Genomic DNA, 20,289 nt, shown 5'->3' on the forward strand with positions numbered 1-20,289 from the left:
CTAGGGCGTTGCAACTTTGAAATGCCCTAGGGGCTTGTGCGGGCAGACTTCCGCCGTGCAGGCGTAAGCGCACTGTATTTGCGCTGGCAAGCGCCGAAGCGAGCGTGCCGCAAACTTTGCGCATGCCTGTTCTCAAAGAGAAGCTGCTCTCCTGGCGGCTACAGCTTCTTGATGACGTCCTCGGCGAAGGATTCCACGGCGTCGGGGTCGTTCATGGCGTCGCCTTCCATTTTGAGGCCGTCGGCGATGATGGTGGCCCCCAGCTCCTTGGCGCGGTCTTCAATGGCGTTGACGGCCCCGCAGAAATGTTCGTACTCCCGGTCGCCGGAGGCAAAGGCGGCCACCTTGCGGCCCTTGAGGTTCATGCGGTCAAATTCGTCAAACAGAGGGGCGAAGTCGTCCTGCATTTCCAGGTCGTCCGTGCCCCAGGCCGAGCAGCCCATGAGCACGGCGTCGTAGCCGTCGGCCAGATTGTCCGCTGCGGCTTCGGCGGCGTTGAGCAGCGTAACGTCGTGCCCGGCCGCGCCGATCAGCTCAGCGAGCTTCTGGGCGATGCTTTCCGTGTTGCCCGTGCTGGAACCATAAAGAATCAGAACCTTGCTCATGGGGGTGCTCCTCCCGGCGTAGCCGTGGGTTAAAATTGAAATCTATTTTCATAAGAGAGGTAAGGGGCATCGGCCTTGGTGTCAAGAGACTTTTTGGAGGGGCGGCAAGGGGCCAGGAAGCCCGGCGGCAGGCCCAGGCGCGGGCGTGGGGCGCGTCCCGTCCGGCGCGGGCGGGGCGGATAGGAAGGAGGCTAAAAATCCAGCTTGAACTGCATGCCCAGCCCCAGCTGGGATTCGGGCTGGTGGCTTGCGCTGCCCGGCCGTTCGCGCTGCTCGTTTTTGAGGATGAGCTCTGGCCCCACGCCGATGCTCAGGTCTTCGGAGGGGGCCATATCCGCGTAGGCGCGGACCACATGGCGGCTTTCCATGGGCAGATTTTCGTCCGGGGCGGTGTTCTGGGCAGGGGTGGATTCGCGCCAGGAGGAGCTTTCGTCCGCCACATGCACGTTCATGCCACCGCGCTCTTTTTCCTTCCGTCCGGCCTTCTCCAGAGCGGAATTGATGCCCGTGGCCGTATTGACGCCGCCGTTTTCCCTGCCCACAGCCCGTTGCTGCAGGTTTTGGGAGGGCAGGCCTTTTTGCCAGGCGCTGCGGCTGGAATCGGCCGGGCCAAAGGCCCAGGGGCGGGCGTGCAGCCCTTTGGCCCCGGCGGTATGCGGGGCGGTCTTGCCGGATTTTTCGTGGGGCTTGGCGGTCGCGGCCGCGTTCGGTCGATGGGGCTGGGCCGCCGCGGCTTTGGGCCGCGAGCCGTTAGGGACGGCTGCGGCGGCTTTTTCGGGCGCGGCGCGCGGCGGCTGGTCCGCAACGGTCTGGGCCGCCGCAGGGGCGGCAGCAAGCAGGCAGCAGAGCAGGAAAAAGGACAGTCTGACCATAGGCGCTCGTGTAGGCGGGGGCAGATCCCCCTGTAAAGCGCAGCCCGCAGTCCGCGGCAACAGCCTGAAGGTCCGGGGCGGGCGGGCCCGCAAAGGGCTGGAAGCCCCGGCGGCGTCAGTGCTTGTCCGCGCTGCCCAGCACCACTATGGCTTCGGGGTGGACCTGACGCACGGCTTCGTGCATGGCGGCGGCGTCGGCAAAAGCGCGATAGGGGCCCAGGGTTTCGTCGCCCATGGCGGCCTTGTAGCGCACATAATAGGCTTTGTCCGGGCTCAGGGGGGTGCCGCTTTCGTCGCTGACCACTTCCAGGGCCACGCGGCCCACGCCCCGGTCGTCAAAATCAAGCTGCTTGGCCGCGGCGTAAGAAAGATCGATAATCCGGCCGCGCACAAAGGGGCCGCGGTCCGTCACGCAGACCATAACGCTTTTGCCGTTTTCCTGGTCCGTAACGCGCACTACGGTGCCCATGGGCAGGGTGCGGTGGGCCGCGGTAAAGGTGTACATATCGTAGCTGAGGCCGCTGGCTGTGGGGCCGCCGTGAAAATCGCGGCCGTACCAGGAGGCCTTGCCGGTCATAATTTCGCTTTCCTGGGCGCGGCGCAGCCATATCTCGCGGCTGTCCACGCTTTCACGCCCGCCGCGGACCTTTATTCTGTCGGTCTTGCGTGGCGATTTCTGCTTTTTGACAGAAGTTTTTTTGGCCTTGGACGTGGTTTTGCGCGTCTGTTTGGCGGCGGCGGACTTTTGGGCGGCCTTGGAGGAAGCGGAGACTTTTTTGGCGGAAGCATCGCTGGGGGAAGCCGCGTCGGCCTTCAGGGGGGCGACCAGGAGCATACAGGCTGCCAGGACCGCCGGCACGAAAAGCCAGCGTGAATACTGCATGACCATTCCTTTGTTGCTGTTCGAGGCTGGCCGGCGGAATTGCCGGACGGACCGCGCCCGCGGCCCTGACCCCAGAAACCTTCCTTTGGCGGCGGCTGCGTCCTTGCGTGCCGTTCCGCCGGTTTCCCCGGGGAATGCCTTTTCTGTTGCATCAAGCATACCGTAGCGGAATAGTCTGTGTCAAACCGAGAAAACTTTTTTATTTCAGTATATTATCACGACGTTTTTTCTAAACAAAGTCAAGAGGTGGCCACCGTCGGCCCTGTGACGCCGGGGCGCGTCCACGTTCCGCCAGTGCGAAGGGACGCGCCCCGGCCGGTTGCGCGCGGAGCTCAGGGACGAAGGATTTTGTCCGCCAGGTCGAGGCTGGTGACGATATCCAGCATATTGGAGGTTTCACCCACGGCCTTGGCTTCCAGCAGGCCGTAGTGGGCAAGGCAGGTGCCGCAGACCAGCACGGAAACCCCGGCAGCGGCCAGGCGCTGGAGGGCCTCCAGGGCCGGGCCGGGCGCGGCGGCCAGGGTAACGCCGCCGTTGATGAGGATAACGCGCCAGAGGCGGGGGCCCAGCTCCGGCAGGGTAGCCAGAAAGTTGGCCATGAGCTTGGCGCCCAGGCCTTCGTCGCCCCGGCCCAGGGTGGGGGTGGTGATGAGGACCAGGGTGCGCTGGCCGTCTTGCCCCTGAGGGGCGGGACAAGGCGCGGCGTCGGCGGCCGGCGCGGCCTTTGCTCCGGCGCGGGCCTCAAGGCTCCAGCAGGCCGGGCCCTCCTGGCTCACGCGCACGTCAAAACCCTGACCGTGCAGAAAGCGCCGCACGTTGTCCACGGCTGGTTCGTTGTCCACCAGGATGCGCAGCTCCCGCGCGCCGGCCCGCAGCAGGTCGCGGCAGCGCACCACGGGCAGGGGGCAGGCCAGGCCGCGAAAATCGGCTGTTTCCATAGCTCCTCCAGAGCGTCCGGCGCGGGCGGGCCGCGTCGGTTTCGGTTTACACGTCGCCCCCTTAAGAATAGGGTTGAAAGCGTCGATAAGCAAGCAAGGGCGTTCTGCGCCTGACGCGCTCCGGCGGCACAGGCCGGCGGCAACGGATCCGGGCAGGGCGCGGCGTCTCGCGTTGCGCCGCGGCTGTTCCTAACACAAGGCAGGCTGGTATGGGTATTGGATTGCAGGTGCTGATATTGGTGGTTCTGGGCGGTCTGACCGCCTATGCGGGCCTGGGAGGGGATACGCTGATTTTTGTGGGCCTGGCGGCGCTCTGCGCTCTGGCCGACGCGGCCCTGTGGCTGCAGGCCCGCGCCAGGAACAAAGAGCTTTACGACTACACGGGCACGCTCATTGAAGAGGGCGACAACGCCCTGCACGGGGACGCCGCGCAGCGCGCCCTGCACTGCCTGCAGCGCCTGCGCGAGGCCGCGGCCAGAGAGCCGGAGGACAGCGCCGCCCTTACGGATCTGCGGGACGAAAACGCGCGGCTCAAAAGCCGGATCGCGGCCCTGGAGGCGGAGGAGGAAGCCCTGCGGGCCAAAAACGAGCGCGGGGCCATGGTGCTGCACAAGGCCCATACGGTGTGCAACAAGCTCTCCGAGGAGGTGCGCGGCCTTTCCCGCCTGATCACGAACGTGAACAAGGGCGTGGAGGTGCAGCGCGACCACCTGGCCGAAACGGCCCAGGCCATGGAACGGGTGGCCGCCACGGCCAGCGAGGCCTCCGTCAAGGTGCGCGGCCTTTCGGACAGCGCCCAGAGCTCCAGCGCCAGCGCAGCCACGGGCGAGCGCGAGGTGGAGGGCTCCGTGGCCTCCATCGAGCGGGTCAAGGACACCATCGTGCAGCTCAAGGAGGCCATGGCCGGGCTGGGCGACAAAGCCAGCAACATCGGCCAGGTCATGACGGTCATCAACGAAGTGGCGGACCAGACCAACCTGCTGGCCCTCAATGCGGCCATTGAGGCCGCTCGCGCGGGCGAGGCCGGACGCGGCTTTGCCGTGGTGGCCGACGAGGTGCGCAAACTGGCGGAAAAGACCATGGGCGCCACCAAGGAAGTGGAAGAGGCCGTGCGGGCCATCCAGGACGAGACCCGCCGCAACGTGCTTACGGTGGACAGGGCCGCCCAGCTCAGCGTGGACGGGGCGGAACAGGCCACGCGGGCGGGCAACTTCATGCGCGACATCATCCACGCCATGACGGAGACGGCCGGGAGCCTGCAGGTCATTGCCGACAACGCGGCGGCGCAGTCCGAGAACAGCGCGGGCACCAACGGCGCGCTGGAGGAAATCCGCAACGTGGCCGAAAACACGGCCACGGCCATGGAAAACTTTACCGCAGCCCTGCTTACCTTCCAGAGCGGCATGGAAGAGCTGGACATGATCGTCAACGCCCTGGTTTCGGGCGATTACGACCAAGCCGTCACGGACCAGTTTGTGCAGTGGACACCCAAGCTGGACCTGCACGTGCCGCAGGTGGACCGCCAGCACCGCCTGCTGGTGGGCTACATCAACGAGCTTTACGAGGCTATGGTCCACAACCGCACCAGCGAGGAGCTCCAGGCCATTGTCAAAAAGCTGCGCGACTATACGGCCACCCACTTCAGCGACGAAGAAAAGCTCTTTGGCCCCACCAAATACCTGGGCACCCAGGAGCACATCAAGATCCACAAGAAGTTTGTGGCCAAGCTGGACGAGGTGGAAAAAGAGCTCCGGAGCGGCACGGCCACGGTGAGCATGGACCTGCTCACCTTCCTCAAGGACTGGCTGGTGCAGCACATTATGGGCACAGACCCCACCTATGTGCCCTACCTGCCGCCCAAGGACAAGGAGCCCGAAGCGGACGTCAAGGACAACGGCTTTTAGGGCAGATTAACTTTGAGAATATGCATTCTCAAAGTTTAAGGTACGCGCGTTTCGGCGCTTGCCGGCGCGAATGCATTGCGCTGGGGCGCGCCGGGGCGCGCTCCTTGCCGGCCCTTGAGGACGTCCCTTTTCAAGGGCGATAGGCGCTCCAGGCCTTTCCGCCGCAAAAAGCCCCGACGGCGGCGCGGGCAGGCGGCCATCCGGGCGCTTCAGGCGTCCAGGCCCGGCCCTATGCGGCGCCGTGTTTTTTGAGCAGTTCGTACCAGTGCCCGCGCGAAACTCCGGCCACGGCCGCGGCCTTGCGGGCGTCGCCCCCGCATTGGCTCCAGAGGCGACGCACATAGGCCGCCTCGGCCTGGCGCTTCCATCCGCGCAGGTCGGGCAGGGGGGCGTCGCCTTCCGGCCAGGTTGCGGCCTGCGGCGCTGCAGGCGCATCCCTGGCGGCCGGGGGGGCTGGGGGCGCGAAGGGGGCGGGCCCCTGCGCCCAGGCCTCCCTTGTCGGTCTGCCCGCGTCCTGGCCCCGGCTGAGCCCGCCGGCTGCCGGTTCCCAGCGTTCCGGCTTTCCTGGTTCCGGGCCGCTGGCGCAGGGCTGCGCCGTCCGCTCCACCCCGCCCAGACGGCGGCGCGCCGCATCCACCCGCACGCTGGTGGGCAGGTGGGCGGGCAGCAGTACGTCCGCCTTGCCGGCGGCCAGGCAGGCGCGCTCCAGGCAGTGGATGAGCTCCCGCACATTGCCCGGCCAGGGGTAATCCAGCAGAATATCCATCAAGGGCTGCGCCAGGCTCTTTTCCGGCAGGTCGTTGCGCAGGCAGAAGCGCATTGCCGCCTGCCGGGCCAGGGCCGGGATTTCGTCCCGCCGACGGCGCAGGGGCGGAATGCGGATGGTCATGCCCTGGAGCCGGTAAAGCAGGTCCGCCCGGAAGCGCCCTTCCTTCACCATAACGTCCAGATCGCGGTTGGTGGCCGCCACCAGGCGAAAGTCGCTCTCCACCTCGCGCAGCTCGCCTACGGGCCGGAAGCGCCGTTGTTCCAGAGCGCGCAGAAAGGCCCCTTGCACGGCCAGGGGCAGGTCGCCCACCTCGTCCAGAAACAGGGTGCCCTTGTCCGCCGCCAGCAGGAGCCCCTCCCGCGCTCTGTCCGCACCGGTAAAGGCCCCCCGGCTGTGGCCGAACAAATGGCTCTCCACCAGGGTGTCGGGCAGGGAGGCGCAGTCCACCGTCACCAGCGGCCGCGCTGCGCGCGGGCTGTTGCGGTAGAGCGCCTTGGCGAAGACTTCCTTGCCCACGCCCGTTTCCCCCAGCAGCAGCACGTTGACCTCGCTGCGCGCCGCCTGGCCCAGCAGCTTGAGGGCGCGGCTCATTTCCGCCCCGGCCCCGGCAATGTGCCCGCTGTCCAGCAGCAGGGCCTCGGGCGCGGGGTTGCGCTGCTGCCGGAAGGCCAGCACCTGCCGCAGGCACTGCTCTATATCCCGCACGCGCAGGGGCTTGCACAAAAACTCCCAGGCCCCGGAACGCAGGGCCGCCTCCACCGCGTCGCCGTCCCCGTGCCCGGTGACGATGATCACGTCCGGGCGGCCCGGCAGGTGCGCAAAGTCGTTCTGGCGCTCCAGGCCGTTGCCGTCCGGCAGCCAGACGTCCAGCAGCACCACGTCCGCCCCGGCGCGGCCCAGCTCCAGGCCCGCGGCCAGGTCCGCCGCGGTTGCGGCCGTGTGCCCCAGCCGCGCGCAGGCCTCTGTGGCCATGGTGCGCATGAGGGCTTCGTCGTCAACGATCAGGATGCGGGCCATGCGTCTCCTCCCAGCGTTTCCAGCGCTTCGCGCAGGGCGGCGGCCAGGGCGGCGCGGGCGGCGGGGGCGTCCTCCGCACGGGCCTGCTCCAGGGCGGCGGCGGCCCGGCGCAGGGGCCCCAGGCACAGGCTGCCCGCCGTGTTCTTGCAGGCGTGGGCCAGACGGCGCAGCTCCGGAAGCGCCGTCGGCTTCGGCGGCAGGGCCGCCAGGGCGTCGGCCCGCGCCCGCAGGTCCTGCGCGGCCACGGCGGCCAGACGGGACAGCAGCGCGGGGTCGTTGTCCACGGCTTCCAGGGCGGCTTTGCGGTCCCAGACGGGGGGCGCGGCGTCCGGAAGGAGCGCGCAGGGGGCCTTTGTGCCGGGCGCGTCCGCTTCGGAGCGTGCGGCGGCAGCGGATAGCGGGGCGGCGGGGCTGCGCAGCGCGGCAAGCGCGCGGTGCAGGGCGGCAAAGCTGCAGGGTTTGCGCAGCAGGCCGTCGGCCAGGGCGGCGCGGCGGCGCGCCTCTGGCGCTTCGGTCATGGCCGGGGAGGCGGTGCAGAGCAGGATTTTCTGGTCCTGGGGGGCGGCGGTCTGCCCCGCGCGCACGGCTTCCAGCACTTCCAGGCCGCTGCGGCCGGGCAGGCAGGCGTCCAGCAGCAGGATGTCCCAGGGGCCCTGGGCGGCGTCCCGCAACAGGGCAAGGGCGGCCTCGCCGTCCGCAAGGAGGCGCGTCGCGGCTCCGGCGCGGGTCAGCATGTGCTGCAGATAATAGGCCGTGGCCGGATTGTCCTCCGCCAGCAGCACGCGCAAGCCGTTCAGGGCGGCTGTGGCCGCCGGGGGCGCGTCTGCGGGACTGTCTGGGGCGTTGGCCGCCGGGGCTGCGGCGTCGGCGCAGTGCGCCGCGACGGGAGCGGAAGGCGCGGCGCCTGGGGGCCGGGGCGAAGCCAGGTCCGCCTCGGCCGCCATGGGCGGCCTGGGGGCCGGATCCGTAAGCGTCTGCGGCACGGGGGGCGCAGAGGGCCGCCCGCCCGCGTCCTGTTCTTCCGCCGTCCGAAGGTGGATTTCCAGCGTAAAGCAGGCCCCTTCGCCGGGGCGGGAGCGCAGGGAGACGTCGCCGCCCATGCGCCGGGCCAGCCGCCGGGCCATGCCCAGGCCCAGGCCCGTGCCGGGGCAGCTGGCCGCCGCCTCCCCGCGTTGAAAACTGGCAAAGACGCGCTCCTGCTCCTCGGGCCGCAGGCCGGGGCCCGTGTCCGTCACGGCCAGGGAGCAGCGCAGGTCGCGGTCCTTCCGGCCACCGGGGCGGGCGCGCACGTCTACCCGCACGCCGCCCTGCTCCGTGAATTTGACCGCATTGCTCACCAGATTGCCCAGGGCCTGACGCAGGCGGAAGCCGTCGCCCGTCACGGCGTCGGGCACATCGTCGGGCACGTTCAGGCGCAGGAAAAGGCCCTTGGCTTCGGCCACGGGGCGGTAGAGGGCCAGGCATTCGCCAAGGCAGGCCCGCAGGCCGAAGGGCGCGACGCGCAGGGCGGGGGCGGCCCGTTCCAGAGCGGCGTGGTCCGTGATATCGCCCACCATCTCCAGAAGCGCGCCGCCCGCCTGGGCCAGGTAGTTCAGGGCGCGGGCCTTTTCCGGCGGGCGCAGCTCCGGGCGGCGCAAAAGCTCCGTCATGCCCAGCATGGCCGTGAGGGGGGTGCGCATATCGTGCCCCAGGCGGGCCAGCAGGTCGCCTTTGAGGCGGCTGGTTTCCTCCGCCAGCCAGCGCCTTCGGGTCAGGTAGAGGGTTGCGCCGCCAATGCCCAGCATGCCCGTCAGGCCCAGCAGCCCGTAGAGCAGCCGCATGTGGCGCGTTTGGGCGCGCAGGCCGCTCAGGTAGGCCGCGGCGTCCTGGCTGACGCTGATGCCGCCGAGGATTTCGCCCTCCTTGCTGCCCTGGTGGCAGCGCAGGCAGTCCGGCCGGGCCGTGAGCACGCTGAGCAGACGCAAACGGCCCTGCGCGTCGGCCTGCGGGGGGGTGAAGATTTCGCGCGGGCCTTCCGCGCACTGGAGAAGCGCGCCGTTTTCCCAGGCATCGGCCAGATTTTCGGGCCGCAGGGGCCGGGGGCTGACAATGCTGATGCTGAGGCCCGGTTCGGCCGTGCGTTCGGCCAGCTGACGGCTCATGTAGGCGGGATTCATGAGCACCAGGGTGCGGCCGTCGGCGGTGGCAAGGGTGCGTTCCCCTTCCGGCAGCCAGGGGTTGGGCGGGCCGTAGGGGCTCTGGCGCACATAAACGCCGCCGTGGGCCGCGTTCCAGTTGCGCACATCCAGCAGCTGCCGGGCCACGGTGGCAAGACGGATGCGCTCCAGCTCCAGGCGGTGGGTTGTTTCCGCGTGCAGGGCCTGGCGGTAAAGCCCGGCGGTGAGGAACAGCCAGAGGGCGCAGGCGGCCACGGGCAGCCAGAGCAGGCGGCCGGGGGTGCGGCAGAGGGGGCGGGCGTGGGTCATAAGCGACGGCCTGATTGTCATATTTTTATGAATACTGTCTTTTTTTTCTGAAAAAGACAATTGGGTCCGGGGGCTGCGCCTTTGGCCTGGGTGGATAATCTCTCGGAAACATATGTGAATTTTTTTACAGATGTATGCCGGAATTTGGTATGCATTTTGATAAGCGCCCTCCAGCCGGGGTCATGGGGACCGCGGACAATGCATCCAAGGAGGCTTTATGGGAATACCCCGCCATGGACCTTGGCTCAAGTGGCTGGCGGGCGGCGTTGTGGCGGGCATGGCGCTCCTGGGCGTACTGGCCTACGCCATGACGACCACGGACAGCCGGCCCTTCTGCTCCACCTGTCACATCATGGAGGAGGCCGCCGTTACCCAGAAGATGGGCACGCACGCGCGGCTGGCCTGCAACGAGTGCCACGCGCCGCACAATCTGCTGGTCAAGTTGCCGTTCAAAGCTCAGGAAGGCCTGCGCGACTTCTGGGGCAACATCACCGGCAAGGACGTGCCGCACCCCGTCAGTCTGCACACCCGCGACGTGGTCAACGCCAACTGCAAGGCCTGCCACGCTCAGACCAACGTCAACGTGGCCAGTATGGACGCCAAGCCCTACTGCGTGGATTGCCACCGCAACGTGGCCCACATGCGCATGCGGCCCATCAGCACAAGGACGGTAGCCTATGAATAAGACCGTAGTTTCTCCTCTTTTTGCCGGGGCCGCGCTGCTGGCCGTGCTGGCGCTCGGCGGCTGTGAAGACGTTTCCACCGAGCTTAAGGCCCCCACCTACAAAACGGGCATCGCCCAGACGGAAACCCGCATTTCCGCCTTCAAGGCGGCCTTCCCGCAGCAGCACGCCTCGTACATGAAGAACGACGAGGATAAAGTGATGACGGAGTACAAAGGCTCCGTGCCCTACCACAAGAACGACGACGTCAATCCCCTGCCCAAGGGCTTCAAGCACGCCCAGCCCTACCTCAAAAATCTCTGGCTGGGCTATCCTTTTATGTACGAATACAATGAAACCCGCGGCCACACCCACGCGGTGGAGGACTTTGTCAATATCGACCGCCTCAACCGCTTCGGCGCGGACGGCAAGGGGAAGATGCCCGCCACCTGCTGGAACTGCAAAACGCCCAAGATGATGACCTGGGTGGCCCAGTACGGCGATGCTTTCTGGTCCAAGGACGTCAACGAGTTCCGCGGCAAGGAATCCATCGACGCCAGGGACGAGACCATCGGCTGCGCCAACTGCCACGACCCGGCCACCATGGAGCTGCGCCTCTATTCCGAACCGCTCAAAGACTGGCTCAAGCGCAGCGGGCAGGACTGGAACAAGCTCAGCCGCAACGAAAAGCGCACCCTGGTCTGCGCCCAGTGCCATGTGGAATACTACTTTACCCACCAGGACAACGGCCCCAAGCTGCGCCCGGTCTTCCCCTGGGATAACGGCAAAAACCCTGAGGATATCTACCAGTACTACAAGGGCCACGGCGCCAAGGGCCCCGACGGCAAGCCCGGCCCCTTTGTGGATTGGGTGCACGCCGCCTCCAAGGTGGGCATGATCAAGATGCAGCATCCGGATTATGAAACCTTCCAGGATGGCCCCCACGGCGCAGCGGGCGTCTCCTGCGCCGATTGTCACATGCAGTATGTGCGCGAGGACGGCAAAAAGATCTCCAGCCACTGGATGACCTCGCCCATGAAGGATCCGGAAATGCGCGCCTGCCGCCAGTGCCACGCGGACAAGACTGCGGAATACCTGCGCAGCCGCGTGCTCTATACCCAGGAAAAAGCCTACAAGCAGCTCATCAAAGCCGAGGAGCTTTCGGTCAAGGCTCACGAGGCCGTGCGCTTGGCCAACGCCTATGACGGCCCCCGGCCCGAGAACTACGAGGCCCTCATGACCGAGGCCCGGGAGATGGTCCGCAAGGGGCAGCTCTTCTGGGATTATGTCTCGGCCGAAAACAGCATGGGCTTCCACAATCCGGTCAAAACCATGAACACCCTGGCCGTCTCGCTGGAATGCAGCAACCGCGCCGTGGCCCTGGCCACCGAGGCCACGCAGTTCACCATTGCGCCGGTTATGGCCAAGGACATCAAGGAAGTGGTGCCGCCCATTCTGGAAATGAGCCGCAAGCTCCAGCAGGACGCGGACTTCCTGCAGAAGAACCCCTGGACGAAGATTCTGCCCGTCCTGCCCAAGGCCGATCAGGTCTGGGACGGCCAGAACAGGCTGAAGTCCGACGCCGCGCGTCCGTAAGCGCGCAAAGCCCGACTGCAGCGGCGGGGGCGGCCTTGGCGGGCCGCCCCCGCCTTTGCTTTTTTTGTCGCCGCCCTGGTCGCGGAGCGCCTGCCGCGGGCGGGCGCGTTTTCTTCCGCCCTTGTCTTCCCTCTGCCGCGCCTGCCCGCGCAGACATTTGTGCCAAAAGGGCCAATATTGACAGCAGGGCGCTCAAAGCCTACAGAATGAGTCCAATTACGGTCAGCCCGCAGTGGAGGAGGTTTCCGCTTGCGGGAAGCGAAACCGCGGGGGCCGCCCGGCCCCGGATGGGAGGCTTTGATGCGCCGAAGAACATTCCTTTCCCTCTGTTGCGTGAGCGCGGCCGGCCTGCTGCCCGGCCCCGCCAGGGCGGCGGAAGCCCAGAGGCCGCGCTACGCCATGGTGGTGGATCTGCGCCGCTGTGTGGGCTGTCAGTCCTGTACCGTCTCCTGCGGGGCGGAAAACGCCGTGCCCTTGCACGAGTTCCGCACCACGGTCAATGAATACGCCCTGGGCGCTCAGGACGCCCAAGGGCGCGCCCCGGCCCTGGCCGTGCTGCCGCGCCTCTGCAATCATTGTGAAAATCCCCCCTGCGTGCCCGTCTGCCCGGTGGGGGCCACCTATAAGCGGGAGGACGGCCTGGTGCTCATCAACGCCGCCACCTGCATCGGCTGCGGCTTCTGCGTGCAGGCCTGCCCCTACGACGCCCGCTTCCTGAACCGCGAAACCCATACGGCGGACAAATGCACCTTCTGCGCCCACCGCATGGCCGCCGGGCTGCTGCCCGCCTGTGTGGAAAACTGCGTGGGCGGCGCGCGCGTCTTTGGCGATCTGCACGATCCTCAGAGCCCGGTCAGCCGCCTGCTGTCCGCCTATGCGGGCAGGGTGGCCGTGCTCTATCCGGAAAGGGACACCAAACCGCACGTCTTCTACCTCGGCCTGGACGAGCGCTTCGCCCATGTGGACGCCGTGCCGGAGCCGCTGCCCCTGTACCCGGCGGGGAGGGCCAGCCATGACTGAATTTCTTGACCTCGTGCCTTTTGCCCGGCCGCCGCAGTGGGGGGCCTGGGAGCCCCTGGCCCTGACCATGATCCTGGCGGGCGGCGCGGCCCTTATGGCCGCCGGTCTGGCCGTCTGGCGGGCCGCCTCCTGGACGTACCTTTTTGCCCTCACCGCCTGCTGCGCCCTGGCCTGCGGCCTTCTGGGCGTGTTTGTGCCGCTGGAGCAGCCCCTGCGCGTCTGGGAGTTTGCGGTGCACCCGGCCTTCACTTCCTGGACGGCCTGGGGGGCCTGTATCCTGCCCCTGGCCGTCTGCTGCGCCCTGGCCCTGCTTTGGCTGCACCGCGGGCGGGGCGTTGCGCCCCGCCTCTGCGGCTTGGCCGGGCTTGTTCTGGGGGCGCTGGTGCTGGCCTACGCCACGGGCGAGCTGCGCGCCTGCGTGGGGCGTCCGCTCTGGTCCGCCCTCTGGGCCACACCCGTGCTGCTGGCGGGCGGGGCCGCGGCGGCCGCAGGCCTGGCCCTGCTGCTGGCGCTGCGCCTCTGGCCCCTGCTGGGGCGCTGGTCCGCCGTGCCGGAAGGGCTGCACCGCGCGGGCCTTCTGTTGCTGCCGCTCTGCGCCTTGCTGGCCCTGCTGCTGCGCGCTCCCCAGGGCTTTGCCCCCTTTGCGGGGCCGTGGTGGCACGGGCCGGAAATCCTCATAGTTCTGTTGGGGCTTGCGGGCCTGTTGCTGCACAGTGCGGGCCGCGGCGGCGCGGCGGCCTGGGGGCTTGCGGTCTGGCTCTCCGGCGTGTTGCTGCTGTGGAAGGTTGTGCACCTGGGCGAAATTTTCGGGCGCAACGCCGCGCTCTATCCGGCCAGGGCCGCCGTTCTGGATCTGCTGGGCCTGGACGCCTTGCTCGCCTTTGCCGGTACGGCGGGCCTGGCTGTGCTGCTGGCCGTGCTGCTCCGCGGCTCTTGCCGCCGGCCGCCACTTTGGAAGGATGAAAGCTATGGATGCGAAAAAACGCCGATTCCTGGGCACGGGCGCGGCCCTGTTGGGCGCTGGCGCACTGGCCGCCGCCTCTGCCGGGGCGGGTAAAAAGGTGCTGGACGGTCTTCTGCGAGGCACGGCCGGGGAACCCGTGCGCGATCCCGTGAACAAAAATTCCCTTGAGCCGGAATACGCTGTGGACGCTCAGGGCCGCGTCAGCCCCGGCAAGGGCGCGCGCACGGCCTTTGACCTTTGCTGGGGCTGCACCACGCTCTGCGGCGTGCGCCTGCACATTGACGCAGCCACAGAGCAGGTGGCCCGTGTGGCGGGCAACCCCTACAATCCGCTTTCTTCTTCCCATGCCCTGCCCATGGAGGCCCCCGTAAGCGCGGCCCTGCGCTCCGTTTCCGCCAGGGCCGACGCGCCGGAATCCCCCCTGGCCGGGCACAGCGGCCGGGCCACGGTCTGCGGGCGCGGCGCGGCCATGATCGACGCCCAGACGAGCCCCTTCCGCATCCTGCACTGTCTCAAACGGGCGGGCAAGCGCGGCGAGGGCCGTTGGAAGAGCATTTCTTTTGAGCAGCTGGTGGAAGAAGTGGTGGAAGGCGGGGATCTGTTCGGCGAGGGGCATGTGGACGGCCTGCGGGCCATCCGTGAAACCCCTGGCCCGGCCAATCCGGAGCATCCGGAATTTGGCCCCCACGCCAACCGCCTGCTCCTGACCTACGCCTTTGACGACGGGCGGGAGACTTTTTTCTTTCAGCGCTTCGGCATCCAGGCCTACGGCACGCGCAACTTCGGCAAGCACGGGGCCTACTGTGGGCTTTCCTTCCGCATGGGTTCGGGCATGGCCCTGAACAACCTGGCCACCAATACCCACGCCAAGCCGGATTTTGAAAACTGCGAGTTCGCCCTCTTCTGGGGCACGGCCCCAGCCCAGGCGGGCAATCCCTTCAACCGCTCGGCCCGTATGGTGGCCGAGGCCCGCACCCTGGGCAAGCTGCACTATGCGGTCATCGACCCGGTGCTGCGCCTTTCCGTCACCGACGCCGTGCGCGACCGGGCCCGCTGGGTGCCCGTGCGCCCCGGCACGGACGCGGCCCTGGCCCTGGGCATGATCCGCTGGATGCTGGAAAACCAACGCTACGACGCGGCCTTCCTGAGCCACCCCACCCTGGAAGCGGCCACGGCGGCCGGGGAGGCGGCCTTTTCCAACGCCACGCACCTGGTGGGCCTTTCCGGCCCGCAGCAGGGCAGGATTCTGCGTCTGCCGCCCACGGGGCAGAAGGGCCAGGACGGCAAACCTTTGCCCGGCGAACCGCTGGTCATAAGCCCGGAGGGTGCGCTACGCCCGGCGGGGCAGTGCCCCACGGCAGCGCTCTTTTTCCGCGGGGAGGTGACCCTGCCCGACGGCAGCGCTGTTACGGCGGCCACAGCCCTTCAGTTGCTCAAGGAGGAAGCCTGCGCCCACAGCCTGGAGGAATACGCCAGACTGTGCGGCGTGCCGCAGAAAGTTATGGAGGATCTGGCGCGGGAGTTCACCGCCCACGGCAAGCGGGCCGTGGTGGACGTGCACGGCGGCATGATGCAGCTTTCCGGCATGAACGCTACCTTTGCCGCCCTGACCCTCAACACGCTCATCGGCAACTGCAACGTCAAAGGCGGCCTGGCCGTGCCCCCGCCCAACTTCCACAAGGCCGCCTACGCCGGGCCGCACTACGATCTGAACAACTTTCCCGGCAAAAAGGGGCCGCAGGGCTTCCCGGCCAACCGTTGCCGCGCGCCTTACGAGAAGTCCTCGGCCTTCCGGCGCAAAAAGGCGGCGGGCCTTAATCCGTACCCGGCGGACATGCCCTGGTTCCCGCTCACGCCCCCCAATATGCCGGGGGAGCATCTGCTGGGCCACGCCAACGGCTATCCCTTCACCTTCAAAGCCTGGCTCAACTGGACGGGCAACGTGCTCTACGGCCACGGCGGCCTGCACAAGGTTATGGATCCCCTGCTGCGCGATCCCAAGAATCTGCCCCTTATTGTCGGCATCGACGCCTTCCACAACGAAACCAACGCCTATGCCGACTATCTGGTGCCGGATCCCTGCATGTACGAGGGCTGGGGCGGTTTTGCCGGGGCCTGGTGCGGCGTGCTCACCCGCATGTCCTCGGCCCGCTGGCCCGCCGTGGCCCCCAAGCAGCAGAAGACTGCCGCGGGCGAGCCCGTGTGCATGGAGCAGTTCCTCATCGCCGCAGCCAAACGCCTGGGCCTGCCCGGCTTTGGGGAGAAGGCCATTCCCGGCGCGGACGGAACCCTGCACCCCCTGAACACGCCGCAGGACTATTATCTGCGCCTGGCCGCCAACATGGCCTTCGGCAAGGGGCAGCAACCGGCCGCACCCAGCGCTGAAGACGTGCAGCTTTCGGGCATCGGGCGCATTCTGCCGGATCTGGAAGCCGTGCTCGCGCCGGAAGAGCGCGGCCCCGTGGCCCGCATCTACAGCCGGGGCGGCCTGTTCGCGCCCTGTGCCGCCGCCTATGAGGGAGACAAGCTGCGGAGCCGCTGGACCCGCGCGCTGTGCGTGTACAACGAGGACGCCGCGGCCGCCGTGCATTGGCAGACGGGGCGGCGCTACAGCGGCATCCCCACCCTGCGGACCGGAGAGTTCTGCGACGGCGCGCCCCTGCGCCAGCGCTGGAGCGAACGGGACTATCCTTTGCTCATGATCTCCTTCAAATCCAACCTGATCAACTCCTACGCCATTGTCTCGCCGCGGCTGCGGGCCATCAAGCCCGTGAACATGGTCTTCCTGCACCCGCAGGACGCTCGCGCCCTGGGCGTGGGGCAGGGGGAACGCGTGCGCCTGGTGAGCCCCGGCGGCACGGCTGAAGCGCAGGTCACGCTGACGGAAACGGTCATGCCCGGCGTGGTGGCCGTGGAACACGGCTTCGGCCACAAGGCCTTGGGCGCGGCGGACGTCTGGGTGGACGGACGTCGCATCCCGGCCGCGCCCGGCTGCGGCGCTGGTCTGAACCTCAATGACCTGGTGCCCGGCGACCCCAGCCGTCAGGGCGTCACGGCCCTGACGGAGAGCGATTCCGGCAGCGCCGTGCGCCAGGGCATCCCCGTGCGGGTGGAGCGCCTGGCATAAAGCCGGAACCACAAGACAACATAAGGGCGGAGAATGCCGGTTTGCCGGCTTTTCCGCCCTTTTTGGCCCGCTGCCGGGCTGTGCGCAAGGGCGACGCGGTTTGCCGGCAAGGCCCGTCCGCAAGGGCGCGCAAGACGCCCGCACAGCCGGTTGGGCTTGCGCTTTTGCGGCGAACCTGCCTGCGCGGTGCGCAGGGGATTGCAGGCGCGCAATGCCCTATTGCAGCCGGAAGTCAAAGGGCAGCAGTACCACCGTGCGCACGGCCCGGCCATCTTTGCGCCCTGGCCGAAAGCGCATGCGCCGCGCGGCTTCCAGGGCGGCGTCTTCAAAGTAGCCGCGCGGCTGGGCCGCATGTACGCTGCAATGGCCCGGCAGACCGGAAGATTCCACCACCAGGCGCACTACCACCCGGCCCTCCAGGCGGCGGCTGCGGGCGCGGTCCGGATAGTCGGGCCGCACGGGGCGGGTGACGGTCGGGGGCCTGTCCAGTTGGTTGGGCGCGTAGAGGGGGTCGCCCTGTGGGGTTCCGGCAGTCTGGCCGGCGGCGAGGCTGCCGCCCGGAGGGCCGGCCGGAGCGGGGGGCGCCGTTGCGGTAAGGCCTTTGACGGCGCTTGGGGCGGGCCTTGGCGGCGCGTCCTGGGGAGCTGTTGGTGGGGCCGCTGGGCGGGCCCTGGGCTTCGGCGCGGGCCTGGGCTTGGCGGCGGGCTTGGGGCGCGGGGCGGCCTGGACGGGCGTGGGCGGCGTGGGGGCGGTTTCTGCGGTTGACGGCCGTGGGGGCGCGGCCGCGCCGTCTGCGGTAACGGTGGCAGGGGCTGCCTGGGCGGGCGCTGGCACGGGGGCTGGCGTGGCCGCGCCGTTGCCGGGAGCGAGGCTGACCAGGCTGACCCGCAGCAGGGGGGCGGGCCGCTTCCCCACGTTGGTGAGCGGGGCCGCCAGCACCAGTGCGGCCACAGCGGCGTGCAGCAGCAGGGCGGAGAAAAGCCCCCTGCGGAACGGAGCGCGAAGGTTGTGCGGCAGCGGCAGGGGCGGCAAGGACAGGGAAGGGCGCGGCGGCGTTTGCGCGGCGCGGGGTCCGGCGCTCCCCCCGGATCGCGCGCCATGGGCCTGGGGCGGCGTTCCTGCGGCGCGGGGCGCATCGGCGGCAGCAGGGCCGCAGGCGGCGCTGGCCATCGGAAGGGGAAGCGGCGGGGGCGGCGCGGGACGGCGCATGCCAAAACTCCTTGCGTTGGCGTGGGGGGCTTGCCGTGGCCCAGACCACGGCGGTCTTTGCGGCAGTCAATGCTATCTTTTTTGTAATCGTAATACTTGACGGCCTTCAGGGCAAGGGGGCGGCTGCGCAAGCGCCGCTTTGCGGTGCGGAGATGCGTTGGCGTGAGTGTGTTGCCTGCCCTTGAGCACAACTGCGCTCAAGGGCAATACGTTACGGCGCTGCAACTTTGAAATGTCGTGGCGGCTGCGCGAGCGGGCGCGCGCTGTGCAGGCGTAAGCGCAAGTGATTTGTCTGGTGAGCGCCGGAAGGGCGTGCCGTAACCTTTGGGAATGCCTGTTCTCAACGTTACTCTGCGGTAGCGCCCGTCAGCCGGGCGCAGCGCAAGGCAGGGGGCGTCAGACCAGCCCCAGATGCTGGAACAGCCAGACAAAGCCCGTGAGGGTAAACAGGCTGATGCCGTTGGAGAGCACGGCAGTGAGGGCGGCTTCTTCGGGCGCAGCGCGGTAGACCTCGGCCATCACTGTGACCAGCAGGGCCGTGGCCGTGGCGCTGATGAGCACGCCCACCACCAGCCAGCGGCCGCCGATGCCCAGCAGGGCCAGGGCGGCCCAGCAGAGCAGGGGATGGATAAGGAGCTTGCAGACCAGGTACCAGCACTGACGCAGCACGGCGTGCCCCTGGGCGCGGCGGCGGGCCAGGGTGAGCTTCTGGCGCAGGTCCAGGCCCAGGGCCAGGAGCATGCAAGGGGCCGCCGTGTAGCCCACCAGGCTGGCGGCGCGGTCCAGGGGCGTCCAGAGCCCCAGGCCGGACACGGCCAGAATCATGCCCAGCAGGGTGGCGAGCAGGATGGGGTTGCCCAGAAAAAAGATGCGCAGAAAGCGCCCGCAGCGCAGCAGCGGGCCGGAGGCGTCCTCGGCCAGGGATCCGTTGAGAAGATCCAGCCGTCCCTGGGCCAGGATCATGACCACGTTGGGCGTCAGGATGGCCAGGCCCGCCACGAGCATGGCTTCCTTATCGCCGGGCAGCAGGTTGGCCACGATGGGCAGGCCCACAAAGGCCGCGTTGCAGGCGGAGCAGGAAAGCCCGCTGATGACTGCCGGGCCGACGCCGCGCCGGCAGAACAGCTTGTCCCCCGCATAGCCCAGGGCGTAGACAGCGAGCTGGGAGCCGATGACCCCCAGCCAGAAGCCCCAGTTGGCCAGGTCCTGTGGGCGGGCGTCGGCCAGGAGGTGCAGGATGAGCAGGGGCAGGGCCGCCCGCAGCACATAGATGCCCAGCACGGATCCGGCGCTTTCGGGCAGCGCGTCCCGGCTGCGCAGGGCAACGCCCGCAAGGATGATAAGAAAAACCGGCACAACGGCGGCAAAAGCGTGGAGCATGGGACCAGACGGTTGATGGAGGGTTGCGCCCGTGGGCCGGACGTGGGCTTTTGCCCGGCGTGCGGCAGCGGGTTCGCCGCGCCAGGGCCGAATCTCCGGCAAACGGCGGAGACCCGGCCCCGGCGGGCTCTGCGGGGAAGGCCTTACTTCTTGGCGGGCGCGGCGTCAGGCTGGGCCGCATCCTTCTGGCCTGCATCCTTCTGGGCTGCGGCATCGGCTGCGGGCGCGGCGTCTTCCTTGCCGGCTTCGGGCTTGGCTGCGGCGGCGGGCTTGAAGTCCACCTTCTGCTTGTTGACGGCGGCCACAATGTCGGCGGTGACGTCGGCCTTGGAGTCATAGGCGGCCGCGGCTTCGCTGCTGAGGATGACGGCGTAGCCCTTTTCGACGCGGTAGCCGTTGATGACGCGCTGCACCATGTCGTAGAGCACGTTGATCACGTTCTGCTGCTCCACCTGCATGCGTTGCTGCGCGCCCATGTAGACGGTCTGCAGTTCTTTCTGGGCCTGGGCGTCGTTGGGGTTCTTTTCCAGCCGGGACTGGATGTCGTTGAGCGAGGTTTGCATCTCGGCCTGGATGCCTTCCAGGAATTTGACGCCGGCCTTGCCCGGTTCGCTGTCGCGCATGATGCGCGCCATATCCACCACGGCCAGTTGGGGTTTGGCGGTTTCGGCCTGTTGGCAGGCGGGAAGCAGCAGGCACAGCCCCAGGGCCAGGGGCGCAAAGAAGGAAATTCGCATGATGGTGAGCACTCCTTATGGGCGAAGCTGACGGATTTTCCGGACGGTCGGACGGGCCCGCCGCGGCGTCAGGATCAAAAAGTAGCCGACGGCGCGAAGGTCCGGACCGCCGTCGGCCGTACAGATGTACGTTGTTTTGCC

The 20,289-nt window shown here is 68.2% G+C and carries 15 protein-coding genes; 6 read left to right on the plus strand and 9 right to left on the minus strand.

All coding sequences use genetic code 11. The annotated features are described in order from the left end of the window. Positions 1-158 precede the first annotated feature (158 nt). The 4 genes from BLS55_RS09130 to yedF form a co-directional block, all read right to left on the minus strand. Positions 159-605: a flavodoxin gene (locus tag BLS55_RS09130; RefSeq protein ID WP_092154523.1), complete on the minus strand. Its 447-nt coding sequence runs from the start codon at positions 603-605 to the stop codon at positions 159-161. A gap of 191 nt (positions 606-796) precedes the next feature. Then, positions 797-1,477 (minus strand): hypothetical protein, encoded by a 681-nt coding sequence (locus tag BLS55_RS09135; protein ID WP_092154525.1) that lies wholly within the window; start codon positions 1,475-1,477, stop codon positions 797-799. Positions 1,478-1,592: 115 nt separating this feature from the next. Beyond that, positions 1,593-2,312 carry a septal ring lytic transglycosylase RlpA family protein gene (locus tag BLS55_RS09140; RefSeq protein WP_373886027.1) on the minus strand — a complete coding sequence of 240 codons (720 nt, stop codon included), beginning with the start codon at positions 2,310-2,312 and terminating at the stop codon, positions 1,593-1,595. A 380-nt stretch (positions 2,313-2,692) separates the two neighbouring features. Continuing rightward, positions 2,693-3,298: a sulfurtransferase-like selenium metabolism protein YedF gene (gene yedF, locus BLS55_RS09145; RefSeq protein WP_092154528.1), complete on the minus strand. Its 606-nt coding sequence runs from the start codon at positions 3,296-3,298 to the stop codon at positions 2,693-2,695. 209 nt (positions 3,299-3,507) lie between these two features. Here yedF and BLS55_RS09150 point away from each other — a divergent pair, with 209 nt between their 5' ends. After that, a complete protein-coding gene (locus BLS55_RS09150) occupies positions 3,508-5,202 on the plus strand; it encodes a bacteriohemerythrin (RefSeq protein WP_092154530.1) in 1,695 nt (564 codons plus the stop codon). Positions 5,203-5,431: 229 nt separating this feature from the next. Here BLS55_RS09150 and BLS55_RS09155 read toward each other — a convergent pair whose 3' ends face one another. Together BLS55_RS09155 and BLS55_RS09160 are read right to left on the minus strand one after the other, a co-directional pair. Continuing rightward, positions 5,432-6,988, minus strand: coding sequence for a sigma-54-dependent transcriptional regulator (locus BLS55_RS09155; RefSeq protein ID WP_092154532.1), 1,557 nt, complete (start codon positions 6,986-6,988; stop codon positions 5,432-5,434). Then, positions 6,973-9,474: an ATP-binding protein gene (locus BLS55_RS09160; RefSeq protein WP_143339542.1), complete on the minus strand. Its 2,502-nt coding sequence runs from the start codon at positions 9,472-9,474 to the stop codon at positions 6,973-6,975. The genes BLS55_RS09155 and BLS55_RS09160 overlap by 16 nt, the downstream gene beginning before the upstream one ends. 196 nt (positions 9,475-9,670) lie before the next feature. Between BLS55_RS09160 and BLS55_RS09165 the strand changes: the two genes are divergently transcribed. The 5 genes from BLS55_RS09165 (at position 9,671) to BLS55_RS09185 (ending at position 16,822) form a co-directional block, all read left to right on the plus strand. Next, positions 9,671-10,138, plus strand: a complete 468-nt coding sequence (locus tag BLS55_RS09165) for a cytochrome c3 family protein (protein WP_092154536.1) — start codon at positions 9,671-9,673, stop codon at positions 10,136-10,138. Beyond that, complete coding sequence (locus BLS55_RS09170) at positions 10,131-11,711, plus strand: ammonia-forming cytochrome c nitrite reductase subunit c552 (RefSeq protein WP_092154538.1); 1,581 nt, start codon at positions 10,131-10,133, stop codon at positions 11,709-11,711. The genes BLS55_RS09165 and BLS55_RS09170 overlap by 8 nt, the downstream gene beginning before the upstream one ends. Before the next feature lie 300 nt (positions 11,712-12,011). After that, the gene (gene dsrO, locus BLS55_RS09175) at positions 12,012-12,731 is read left to right on the plus strand and encodes a sulfate reduction electron transfer complex DsrMKJOP subunit DsrO (RefSeq protein ID WP_092154583.1); all 720 of its coding nucleotides are present in this window, start codon (positions 12,012-12,014) and stop codon (positions 12,729-12,731) included. Further along, positions 12,724-13,788, plus strand: a complete 1,065-nt coding sequence (locus BLS55_RS09180) for a polysulfide reductase NrfD family protein (RefSeq protein WP_092154539.1) — start codon at positions 12,724-12,726, stop codon at positions 13,786-13,788. The genes dsrO and BLS55_RS09180 overlap by 8 nt, the downstream gene beginning before the upstream one ends. Further along, positions 13,700-16,822 carry a molybdopterin dinucleotide binding domain-containing protein gene (locus BLS55_RS09185; RefSeq protein WP_092154541.1) on the plus strand — a complete coding sequence of 1,041 codons (3,123 nt, stop codon included), beginning with the start codon at positions 13,700-13,702 and terminating at the stop codon, positions 16,820-16,822. Before BLS55_RS09180 ends, BLS55_RS09185 begins: the two co-directional genes overlap by 89 nt. Before the next feature lie 216 nt (positions 16,823-17,038). On the opposite strand, the gene BLS55_RS09190 is transcribed toward BLS55_RS09185, so the two are convergent. The 3 genes from BLS55_RS09190 to BLS55_RS09200 all read right to left on the minus strand — a co-directional run bounded on the left by BLS55_RS09190 (position 17,039) and on the right by BLS55_RS09200 (position 20,148). Beyond that, positions 17,039-17,854, minus strand: coding sequence for an energy transducer TonB (locus BLS55_RS09190; RefSeq protein WP_257243197.1), 816 nt, complete (start codon positions 17,852-17,854; stop codon positions 17,039-17,041). Between the two features lie 573 nt (positions 17,855-18,427). After that, a complete protein-coding gene (locus BLS55_RS09195) occupies positions 18,428-19,411 on the minus strand; it encodes an AEC family transporter (RefSeq protein WP_092154543.1) in 984 nt (327 codons plus the stop codon). 143 nt (positions 19,412-19,554) lie between these two features. After that, a complete protein-coding gene (locus BLS55_RS09200; RefSeq protein WP_092154544.1) occupies positions 19,555-20,148 on the minus strand; it encodes an OmpH family outer membrane protein in 594 nt (197 codons plus the stop codon). Positions 20,149-20,289: the final 141 nt, after the last annotated feature.

Origin of the sequence: Desulfovibrio legallii, assembly GCF_900102485.1 — a bacterium.
Taxonomy (GTDB): Bacteria; Desulfobacterota; Desulfovibrionia; order Desulfovibrionales; family Desulfovibrionaceae; genus Desulfovibrio; species Desulfovibrio legallii_A.